Below are 8,666 nucleotides of genomic sequence, written 5' to 3'. Positions count from 1 at the left end.
CTGGGAGATCGCGGCTACGACGCGGACTGGTTCCGCGAAGCCATTAATGACAGGGGAATAACGCCCTGCATCCCAGGTCGAAAATCGCGCGACACGCCTGTCCGATACGACAAGCGGCGCTACAAACGACGCAATAGGATCGAGATTATGTTCGGGCGCCTGAAGGACTGGCGGCGTGTAGCTACCCGCTATGACAGATGCCCCAAGGTCTTCCTCTCTGCAATCACGCTCGCGGCTACAGTCCTATTCTGGCTGTAAATCAATGAGTCCAGAGCCTAGGTTCTTTAGCCCTAGCTGTTTTTTGGTTCACCACAACTAGCAACCTTTTCCTGTTAAGTTTTTCTGTCTGCTGAAATACGTGTAGTAATCAATAGCCCTGCTTTTCACCTCAGCAGGTACGCATCATAGTCCGTAGTACGGCTCTTGCTTGCGACTCAGACAACAGACATGGATCGTAGACTTCCGAGCAACTCCGATCAGACCACAGGACCATTTAGCTTCCGGTTTTGTTATTTCCGGTATGGCTACTCGAAAACTTTTTTCTCGGCAGACGACCAGCTTACCTTCAAATCTCTTCGCCACTTAAACGTTGACACTTCACGCCCAGCTTTGCGGACCAGCTGAGTTTGATCACTTCACGCCAGTTGAAGAAGCTGCGCTCTGTTCTCTCTCAACGAAGACAGAGCACAGCCTACCTTCGAACCCGAGGCTTACAGAATGGAACGTGACCTAGATCAGACTACTAGCAATCTTTTCAAGCAACGCCTGAGCTTCCTCGACTGAAACGTCTTCAATCTGAATGCGGATACGCACTTCGTTGGCCGTCAATTCGCCGACCACGTTGCCTCCACCGGACAACGCGACAGAAGTCAGTTTTTGCACTTGCTGAGGCCTACCTCCCCGCGACTTGTTTTTGCCGGGTTGGTTCAATGATTTTAGTGCTGCGTTTAGAACAGCCCATTCTGACTTCGCATCACTCGGCTCAGAAGCAACCAGGGCATTCCGAAGCTCTGGCTGAGCGCCCGAACGCAATGCAGCCGCAAGAGATAATCCTATTTTCTCTGTTAAATCAATAGGATACCTCAATACATCCCCCAATGCTTCGTGCACGAGGGCAAAACTTCGGACTTTCGAGCGCTTGGCTTTAGAAGCTGCTGCAAACAAAACATCCACCGCCTCCTCGGTCGAGGAAAAAACTCCCTGCCCCGCAGCCAACACGGCAATTCGACCTCGTTCGTATGGGCTAAGATTTGCTCTCAGCTCATTCTCTTCGACCATCGAAACGTAGGCTCCCTGCCCCGTTCCAGCTTGGCGCACAAAAGCCGGGATTTTGGCAAACCTCGGATCCGCTTGAGATAGACGGCGGAAGGCCACCAGTCGTCGAAAGCCGGAAATCAACCCATAACCTTCGCCGCTTCGCGTCACCTCAATTGGCGTTCTCAATCCGTTTTCCCGAAGCGATTCTAGCAACTCGGCCATCGCCTCTTCGTCCTCGACCATACGGTCGCGACGAATGAAGTCTGGATCAATTGCTTCGATAGGCAGCTCTTCGGCGACTAGTCCAGCGTCTTGTGCTGCGCGCCATCTGGACGCGTCGCCTTGATCTTTCGCCAAAGCTGCCCGATCAGTGACGGACGTCATACCGTTTAGCATGGCAGCTTCTGCAGCAACTTGCGCTATTGGGGGCGTAACACCCGAACCCTCAAATGGGTTCAGCGATGGTTTCGCGGCGAAACCTTCCTCGATCTCTTTGAGATCCTTAGTATCTGGCACCGTCAGTCTTCTGCGTTTAGCCATTGCTCTCACCTCCCATATTTGCATCACGCCACCAGCAACCGATCAGGACTTCCTTGAATTCTGCGTATGTGCGATCAAACGTTTCCCGCCCTCTGACGTAGGTTTCCCGATTGAAGTCCCTATAGTCCGCCTCGTAGATGCCGTTAACTTGCTCGCCCGCCTGCCCCACAAGTGCAGTAAAATCCTGACGGTAAGCATTCATAAAGTCACCAAAATAGGCTTGGATAACATTCGCCATGTCTGTTTGCTGGCTGGCGTCAAATCTAGTTATGATGGCCCGAACAACGTCCCACTCAAATTTCAATTCCGGTAGACCTGCGGCCCTCAATGCCGCATTCTCTCCGTCCTCTATACTGGCGAACGTTGTATAGAGCATATCGAAGAATCTGCCCGTTGAATCAAACTCAAGGAACGAGGCCCCCAACGGCACCAAAAGAATGTCCGCGGCTGCAAGAGCGTTGATTGTAAGGTACCCAAGTGCAGGAGGGGTGTCGAGAAAGACAATATCGTAGTCATTCAGAACCCCCTCGTCCTCTAGGAAATTTGTCAAGCCATCCCACAACGGCCAACTCCGAAGTCCCATTCTCCACACGGGTATCTGAAACTCGGCCCAGTAGAGGTTCAACTGCGCTCCGATTAGGTCAATGTTTGGCCAATGTGTTTTTTGAATTACGTCTTTTGGCGAGGTTTTCATCGCCTCTTCTAGAGTTTCATCCAAGGCTATTTCTGGCTGTCCTGCGGCGCTTCGCACACGGTTCTCTTCCTGTACCGCGCGCGCGTAATCCTTAGCTATCAAAGGGAAAACTGTTTGCCACTCATCTGCTACGCGTCCGCCCAAGATAGAGGTCATGGATCCTTGACTGTCCAAGTCGACAACCAGCACCTTGTAGCCGTCTAAGGCAGCGGACATTGCCAAATGCGCAGCGGTGGACGTTTTACCAACGCCTCCTTTGAAATTTGCGACAGCCACAACTTTCGCAGGCATTCCTTCCGGACGATAAGGCAGGTATTCTTTCGTACTAACTCCGCCTGCCGCAAAATGGTTTCTAAGACTTATAACTTCTTCAAGAGTAAACCATTTGGAGCCGGCCTCACCTTCTCCTTGCGGAAGTTCCGGATTGGCCTTCAATACACGTCTTAGATGCGCAGGAGCTACCGGAATTAGGTACTTTGTTATTTCCCAAATAGAAAAACGACGAAGGCGTTTTTCTCCGTCTGGGGCGTAACCTCTTAGTGCCAGGTCTTCCCTCCCCTTAGCGCAAAAGGTCGCCGCCTTGGCAAACCGCGTGGTTCCAATAGGGTCTGGAAGTTTCCCTGCCGCTTGCGCTGGATCTAAGTTAAAGTATGGGGGCAGGGGAGGTTGCGTGGGTTTGCTCATTTTGTGTGCCTCACAGTATGTTCGCTATTAGAGCGTATATCGCCAAACTTAGCGAACATTTTACGTAGGCGCTATCCTGTGAGTCGGGGTTTTCCACAAAAAACATGGATAGAGCGCCCTGGAGGTCTGTTCTGAATAAAAAAATGAATGGAACAACGCAATAAATCGTTTATTTATTTTTAGGTATTTAGAATCTTTGCCATTAGAGAAACGTTTAAAAACAACGGGATACTGTGTATTGGGTACCTGCTTACGGGTGTTAAGGGACCATTCTTCGGTATCAAAGGTACCCGTATGCAGGTCGATTGGTAACAGAATTCGGTGGGAAAGGGCCCGATTCGCAGGATGTGTCGAAACCCGCCTTTTAGGCTCTGATAAAAGCGAAAAATGTATGGGCGCTGGCCTGTGGTTACGGAAGTGTGGTCAGTATACAGAGGTTTCTGTGGATAAGTTCGGAGGGAAAGTCTTTGGGTACCCGTCTGCAGGATAAGGGTCATCCCGTATTTAGGCACCCAAAATTGTTTGCTCCGGAGGTACCTTTCGTGTCAAATGTCACAATAAAGAGCAGTCAGGCAGAATCATGCCAGAAACGAAATTGAACCTCGACCGTCTCTCGGGTGCGTTGCGCCGTGAAGCAGTCAAAAAGAACGTCGCTGCTATACATATCAGCGGTAAGTTGACGCTGTTGCAGCGTAAGTTGTCGAATGTACTTTTGCTCAACGCCTATGATGCATTGACGTCTGCGACAACCCACACGATTGATGCGCGAACACTAGCGATGATGGTTGGGTACAATTCAAATGATTTTGATACTTTGCGATCAAGCCTTCGAGCTTTGGCTGAAACTGTAGCCGAATGGGACATGCTTGATGAAAAGGGTCGTCAAGAGTGGGGAGTTTCGTCTCTTTTAAGTTTTGCTAAGCTGAAGGGCGGTGTCTGTGAATATGCCTATTCACCAGCCCTGGCTCAAAAACTCTATGACCCCAAGATTTACGCTTTGATTAACGTGCAAATTCAGAAGAACTTCAGTTCTGGTCATGGACTGGCGCTTTATGAAAACTGTTACAGGTTTGTCAGAACCGGTTCGACTGGATGGTGGTCGTTGGATGTTTTTAGGAAATTGATGGGCGTTGATGGAAGCGACTACTACAGTAGTTTCAAGCATCTGAACGCAAAGATTATCAAGCCAGCTGTGGCAGAGGTAAACAAGAGCTCGGATATTCTGGTTGAGGCGGATTTTCAAAAGAAGGGTCGTACCGTCACCGATATTAGGTTCAGGATTAAAGGTAACCCCCAAAAGGCAATGTTCCAGATTGACGACAGTGATGGGGTTCGAAATTTGCCGGTTTATAAAAAGTTGCTGAAGCAAGGGGTGTCCGACCGGTTAGCTCGTCAGTGGATCGCGGAGCACGGTGAAGACTACGTACAACAGAAACTTGAATATGTAAGCGGGCAGGGGAGTGTGAAATCTGCGCTGGGGTATCTTTCAGCGGCTCTACGAGACGATTACCAATCAAATTCACCCAAGAACGACGTTGAACCTTCGCCCGAAGCCAAAGAGGCTGCTCGGCTGCGGCGCCTGGAAAAGTATGAGGAGGATCAGGCATACGCAAAAAGAGCTGCTGAACGTTCCGAACGTTCTCGTATGTTCGCTATTGTTGAGAAGTTGGTTTCGCGGCGAAACCCCACGCAAAGAGATGCTGATAAGCGTCTGTTCATGGCAGGGTTGGAAAATGAACTTGATCGAGAGCACTTCCGGACACATGGGTGGCGGTCCGGGTTGAATGCCTCTAAGATTTTTGAGTTTTGGGAAGATCTTGAGCCTGAATCGTTCGTGCCGGTTTCGAAAGACGCATAATGGGATCTTTGGTCTCTCAATAGTTTTTGCAGTATTGTTTTGAGCAATTTGACGTTCGCACGACACTAGAACCACAATTTGTTCATTGCCCGCATATCTTCAGCAAAGAAGTTTCTCCTAACGTCGAGAACATATGTAATTGCACAACGTTGGCTGACCAAGATGCCAATTGAAGTTTACTGGGAAGAATTGGGATGCGCGACGATAACTTTTCGTTTGGTTTGCCAAAAGGTAATGCGCAAAAAGTTAAAAAAATGAGCACATAGTACGAAGCGACTATTGCTGACTTGCTGTTTTAAAAGAGCCCTATGACTCCAAAACAAACCCGTTTTCGCTGGCTTTGTTGCCAAGTTTTGAGCCACGGAACTGTCCTGGCGATTACGCCAAAATACCGAGTAGCCAATCAGTTCGGCGTCGTGTGGACCACTGAGACACCGCAGCCGGCCATGATGTCTTCCAGTTCCTGGTAAGAAATTCAGCTTCGGATACAGAAAACTGTCGTAAAAAGGATCACGCCCTTTGGACTATGCGAGCCTTTGAAGAAAACCAAGAGCTGGTCTTCGGCAGGTTTTACTGAAATTCATTCATCCGCGGCATCTGACGCCGTCAATAGCCAAAAGTCTGCAACAGATTCCGGTGATACTTATCGCAGCTTCCCTGAGTATTTCGGATCTTGCCGTGAAGGTAGGTGTTTCTGTCGGGTAGCTTCAAAGAAGATACTTTAACAAAGCAAGCGCGAAGCTAATGGATATTTGCAAAGTGTCCCGCTTTCTTAAACATGCTTGATAGTGGCACTACCAACTTGTTCGCGCGTTTGAATAATGTCTGAACTGCGCAGATAATTAGTGTGGCCTCAAGCTTTCAAAAGGGCGCATTGGTTCTAGCGCTAACAAACGCACTACTTTTGATGGTTCTTTAGTGGATGTGAACGCCTATAAGTTCACTGGTCTCTCGCGCGCTGCAAGAATTGCCAAAACAATCCTCAAAACTTCCAAAAAATAGACAGTTTGCACTTTTTTTAACTTTTTTGTTGCCGAAACCGGTTTCGGAACATTGAAGTGGCCTTAATGACTACGAATCTTTCATATCCGCTAAGCAACCATTCCAGCCAGATGACTGTGTCCGGCCGAGTTAAGCTGGACGAGTTGGCCGCACATCTTGGCTTGTCCAAGAGCACGGTTTCGCGGGCGCTCAACGGGTATTCCGATATTTCTCCGGTCACGCGTGCTCGGGTTGAAAAGGCCGCGCGGGCCTTGGGGTATCGACCGCTCAGTCACGCGCAGGCGATCCGAACCGGGCAGGTTCGGGCTATTGCGATGGTTCTGAACAGCGAAGAGCCAGATCAGCACAATCCCTTCCTGCAGGATTTTCTGGCCGGAGCCTGCCAAGCGGCGAGCAGTCTCGACTGGACCATGACCATCTCTACGGCCACATCCGAGAAAGACACGCTGAAAGTGCTCAGCCGACTTTACCAGGAGCGCAAGGCAGACGGTTTCATTCTACCACGAACAGCGGTGAAGGATGCGCGCATCGGTTTGCTGCGTAGCCTCGACGTTCCGCATATCCTTTATGGGCGCACCGGCTATGGGCAGCCGAACAAGTGGGACGAAACCTCGTGGTTCGACATTGCGGGGGAAAGTGCAATGCGCAACGCCGTTTTGCGGCTGAACGAATTTGGGCATTCGCGTATCGGCTTTGTTGGAAGCGACCCCAAGTTCAACTACGCGCATCTGCGCCGTGACGGCTATGCCGAGGGTATGCAGGCTGCTGGCCTGCCCTTGGACACGGATCTAATCCGTGAGGGCGCACGCACGCGCGAAGACGGTGCGTCGCAGGGGCGGGCGCTGATGGCTCTGGAATGTCCTCCGACAGCGATTGTGTTTGCGACCGATCTGGCCGCTCTGGGGTTCTGCGCGGATGCGCAGGATCAGGGTTTCGAAATTGGGCGCGATATTTCGGTGATTGGCTATGACGGCGTACCGGAATGCCAATACGCCCGCCCGGCGCTTACAACCTTCTCGGTGGATTCGCGCAAGGCAGGGCAACGGTTGGCAACCTTGTTGATCCAGCAAATCCAAGGGGCTGAGCCCTCGACATTACAAGAACTGGTTGATGCCACCCTTGTTAAGGGTGGTTCGGACGGCCCGCCCAGACTGACGCCAGAAGAACTGGCGCAGAAACGACAATATCTAACAAACCAAAAACGGGGAGATCTAACATGAGACTGAAATCCAAAGCGTCCCGGCTGTTGCTTGGAACGTCGCTCGCCTGTGCGCTGACGGCGTTGTCGGCCCAAGCGGACACGATCCGGTTCTGGACCACAGAGGAACAACCCGAGCGTCTGGCCAAGCAACAAGAGATGGCCGATCAGTTCAAAGTCGAAACCGGCACCACAGTCGAGGTTATCCCGGTCACCGAAAGCGATCTTGGAACGCGTGCTACTGCCGCATTTGCCGCCGGGGACCTGCCGGACGTGGTCTATCACACTTTGCAATACGCTCTGCCTTGGGCCGAGGCTGGTATTCTGGACACCGAAGCCGCGACCGAGGTGATCGAAGAACTGGGTGCTGGCACATTCGCTCCGGGGGCTTTGGCGATGGCGGCGTTCAATGGCGAAACCGCGTCGGTGCCGGTGGATGGCTGGACGCAGATGATCGTCTATCGCAAGGATTTGTTTGACGAAGCCGGACTTGAGGCGCCCAGTTCTTATGCAAATGTCTTGGCCGCGCTGGACAAGCTGCACAACCCGCCCGAGATGTATGGTTTTGTTGCCGCAACAAAGGTGGACGAGAACTTCATGAGCCAGGTGCTGGAGCACGTGTTCCTTGCCAATGGTGTCAGCCCGGTCGGCCCGGATGGGTTCCAGCCTCTGGACGAAGCGAAGACAACTGAGGTCTTGGACTTCTACAAGGCGATTTCAAAAGCGTCGCCTCCGGGTGAGCTGTTCTGGAAGCAATCGCGCGAGCTGTATTTTGATGGCAAAGCCGCGATGATCATCTGGTCGCCCTTCATTCTGGACGAGCTGGCAGGTCTGCGCGATAGCGCGCCGCCAACAATCAACGATGACCCGACCTCGCGCGATCTGGCGTCGAAAACAGGGATTGTCACCAATTTCTCGGGCCCCTCCAACCCGGATGGGGCAGCTTGGGGCGATATTCGGTATTTTGGGATCACCAATGACGCCGACACGGACGCGGCGATGGAGTTTGTGAAATTCGCTATGGATGACGGGTACACCCAAACCTTATCCATCGCGCCCGAGGGCAAGTTCCCGGTTCGTCGGGGTAACGCCGAAAACCCGACCGCTTTTGCCGAAGCCTGGGCAGAATTGCCTGTAGGCGTCGACCGCAAGGCGCCGCTGGGTGATCTTTATGATCAGGCGATGATCGATGAGATTGTCGGCGGATTGGATGTGGCGCAGCGTTGGGGAGTGGCCGAAGGGCAGCTTTCGCTGGCCTCCAAGATGATCAACAGTCAGGCCATCAACCGGGTTGTGCGCCAGTATATCGATGATGAAATCGACGCCGCGGCTGCCGTGGCCGCGATGAATGATGAGCTTGCCAAGGTCCAGTAAACTCCTGCTTGACCGGCACTTGTAGCGGCGTGCGCGCCGCTACACCTAAACCTCTGAGG

Annotated in this window: 6 protein-coding genes; 4 read left to right on the top strand and 2 right to left on the bottom strand. The window is 51.9% G+C overall.

Going from position 1 to position 8,666, the window contains the following annotated elements; all coding sequences use genetic code 11:
* The coding region (locus J7380_RS14005; protein WP_209196385.1) for a transposase at positions 1–258 on the top strand (258 nt) is incomplete at its 5' end.
* A 471-nt stretch (positions 259–729) separates the two neighbouring features.
* Here the strand turns inward: J7380_RS14005 and J7380_RS14000 are convergent.
* The gene (locus tag J7380_RS14000) at positions 730–1,797 is read right to left on the bottom strand and encodes a ParB N-terminal domain-containing protein (protein WP_209196384.1); all 1,068 of its coding nucleotides are present in this window, start codon (positions 1,795–1,797) and stop codon (positions 730–732) included.
* Positions 1,790–3,175, bottom strand: a complete 1,386-nt coding sequence (locus J7380_RS13995; RefSeq protein WP_209196383.1) for an AAA family ATPase — start codon at positions 3,173–3,175, stop codon at positions 1,790–1,792. Before J7380_RS13995 ends, J7380_RS14000 begins: the two co-directional genes overlap by 8 nt.
* 580 nt (positions 3,176–3,755) lie before the next feature.
* On the opposite strand from J7380_RS13995, the gene J7380_RS13990 reads away from it, so the two are divergent.
* The 3 genes from J7380_RS13990 to J7380_RS13980 all read left to right on the top strand — a co-directional run bounded on the left by J7380_RS13990 (position 3,756) and on the right by J7380_RS13980 (position 8,607).
* Positions 3,756–5,033, top strand: a complete 1,278-nt coding sequence (locus tag J7380_RS13990) for a RepB family plasmid replication initiator protein (RefSeq protein WP_209196382.1) — start codon at positions 3,756–3,758, stop codon at positions 5,031–5,033.
* A gap of 1,067 nt (positions 5,034–6,100) precedes the next feature.
* Positions 6,101–7,255 carry a LacI family DNA-binding transcriptional regulator gene (locus J7380_RS13985; protein WP_247742564.1) on the top strand — a complete coding sequence of 385 codons (1,155 nt, stop codon included), beginning with the start codon at positions 6,101–6,103 and terminating at the stop codon, positions 7,253–7,255.
* Entirely contained in the window at positions 7,252–8,607 is a 1,356-nt protein-coding gene (locus J7380_RS13980; RefSeq protein ID WP_209196381.1) for an extracellular solute-binding protein, read from the top strand. Before J7380_RS13985 ends, J7380_RS13980 begins: the two co-directional genes overlap by 4 nt.
* The last annotated feature ends 59 nt before the right edge of the window (positions 8,608–8,666 follow it).

It is taken from the genome of Ruegeria sp. R8_1 (genome assembly GCF_017743815.1).
Lineage (GTDB): Bacteria > Pseudomonadota > Alphaproteobacteria > Rhodobacterales > Rhodobacteraceae > Ruegeria > Ruegeria lacuscaerulensis_A.
The sequence above is the reverse complement of the archived record's forward strand: the minus strand, read 5'-3'. Positions and strand labels throughout refer to the sequence as shown.